Here is a 331-nt window from a genome sequence, read left to right on the forward strand (position 1 = left end):
TATAGGAAATACCTTGACCACAAACCGGACAACCGATATTATGCTGAACATCTGTTGTTCTACTCATAATTCATACACCTCCTTCTACTCCCAATTATGAAGTAAAAGGAAATAAGTGGACAATCTTTATATTTCGTCAAATAACGACATTATTTTCTTCTAATAGCTCCACCACGACCACGACTATATCTATCCCTGTCCATGCACATAATGTTAATCCAGTCTACTTTTTCTTCTTTCGGTTGCTTTTTCTTTTTCTTTTTAATACCCATCTTTCCAAGCTGCTTTAATTGTTCTGTTGTAAGATGATCTTTGAGTTTCATATCATCAC

1 protein-coding gene is annotated in these 331 nt (G+C 34.7%); it reads right to left on the reverse strand.

Annotated elements, in window-relative coordinates:
* Nucleotides 1-149: 149 nt before the first annotated feature.
* The coding region (locus tag EOC06_RS40605; protein ID WP_206631413.1) for a hypothetical protein at nucleotides 150-331 on the reverse strand (182 nt) is incomplete at its 5' end.

Origin of the sequence: Mesorhizobium sp. M7A.F.Ca.MR.362.00.0.0, from assembly GCF_004023175.1 — a bacterium.
Taxonomy (GTDB): Bacteria; Pseudomonadota; Alphaproteobacteria; order Rhizobiales; family Rhizobiaceae; genus Mesorhizobium.